Annotated in this window: 1 protein-coding gene; it reads left to right on the plus strand. The window is 32.0% G+C overall.

Annotation, left to right across the window (positions count from 1 at the left end):
- Positions 1–95 precede the first annotated feature (95 nt).
- Positions 96–1,435 (plus strand): IS3 family transposase gene (locus DFR57_RS18085; protein WP_425450979.1). Its coding sequence is split into 2 segments (ribosomal slippage): positions 96–509 and positions 512–1,435, totalling 1,338 coding nucleotides; the frame shifts between segments, so codons are not numbered across the junction.
- Positions 1,436–1,473: the final 38 nt, after the last annotated feature.

Below are 1,473 nucleotides of genomic sequence, written 5' to 3' on the forward strand. Positions count from 1 at the left end.
TAAAATGTACCCTATAGAGTAGACACTTTAAAAAAAGTCTACCTATAGGGTGCTTTTGTGTATAATTAAGAAAAAATAGTAAATGGGGAAAGAAAATGAGTAAGAGATTGTTTAAGGAAAAGGAAATAAAAATATTATCTAAAAATATTTACGTAAAATCTGTTAGTGAAAAAGGGATTACTTATACTGATGAATTTAAAAGAGTTTTTATTACTGAAAATGAAAAAGGTAAATTTCCAAGACAAATATTTGAGGATCATGGATTCGATATAGATATTATCGGAAAAAAACGTATAGAATCTTCAGGTAAAAGATGGCGTGCAGCATATCGAAAAAATGGGATAGGTGGTTTACAGGACACCCGTAAAGGAAACACCGGTAGACCGAGTGAAAAGGAGCTCTCTATAGAAGAAAAGTATGAAAGATTGGAGGCGCAAAATAACTTATTAAAAGCAGAGGTAGAATTACTAAAAAAGATCGATATGGCAGAGAGGAGACTGAAGAAAAAACAGAAATAAACATTCCTGCATCGCAGAGGTTTGAACTGATTAAATTCGTAATTGATAAGTATAAATTAAAAAACAAAGTGAGGTACTTATGTAAGGAAGCTGGTGTATCCCCGTCAGGATATTATAATTATTTTTCATTAGAGTCACTTGAAAGAAGAAAACAACGTGACAAAGAAGATGAAATTGCCAAAGAGAAGATATTGAAAGCCTTTAACTACAAAAAACGCAAAAAGGGTGCTCGTCAAATTAAAATGACTTTAGATGGCGAGTTTAATATCAATTACAACCTAAAACGTATCCGAAGAATTATGAAGAAGTATGGCATTATATGCCCTATCAGAAAAGCTAATCCTTATCGTCGGATGGCGAAAGCAACGAAAGAACATACTGTATTACCAAACAAATTAAACCGACAATTTAAACAAAATATACCTGGAAAAGTATTATTAACAGATATCACTTATTTATTTTATGGAAAGGGAAAGAAAGCTTATTTATCCACGATTAAAGATGGATCAACAAATGAAATATTAGCCTACAACGTTTCTGATCGTATCACTTTAGATATCGCAACAGACACGCTTTTAAAGTTGAAAAATAATAGAAGGGTAAAGTTTGCAGAAGGAGCCTTCATCCATTCAGATCAAGGATTTCACTATACAAATCCAATCTATCAAAAAATGGTTAAGAAATATGGTTTAGGACAATCCATGTCAAGACGAGGAAACTGTTGGGATAACGCCCCACAAGAATCATTTTTTGGGCATTTCAAAGATGAAGCATATATTAAACCTTGTGAAACACTAAATGAGTTAAAGCGTGAAATTAAGAGTTATATGACTTATTACAACATTTACAGATATCAATGGAATCTAAAAAAGATGACTCCTGTACAATACAGGAATCACCTTTCCAGTGTAGCATAGTCTTTTTTTAAAAAGTCCTTTACAAAGGGTACACTTTA

Origin of the sequence: Saliterribacillus persicus (assembly GCF_003337485.1) — a bacterium.
Taxonomy (GTDB): Bacteria; Bacillota; Bacilli; order Bacillales; family Amphibacillaceae; genus Saliterribacillus; species Saliterribacillus persicus.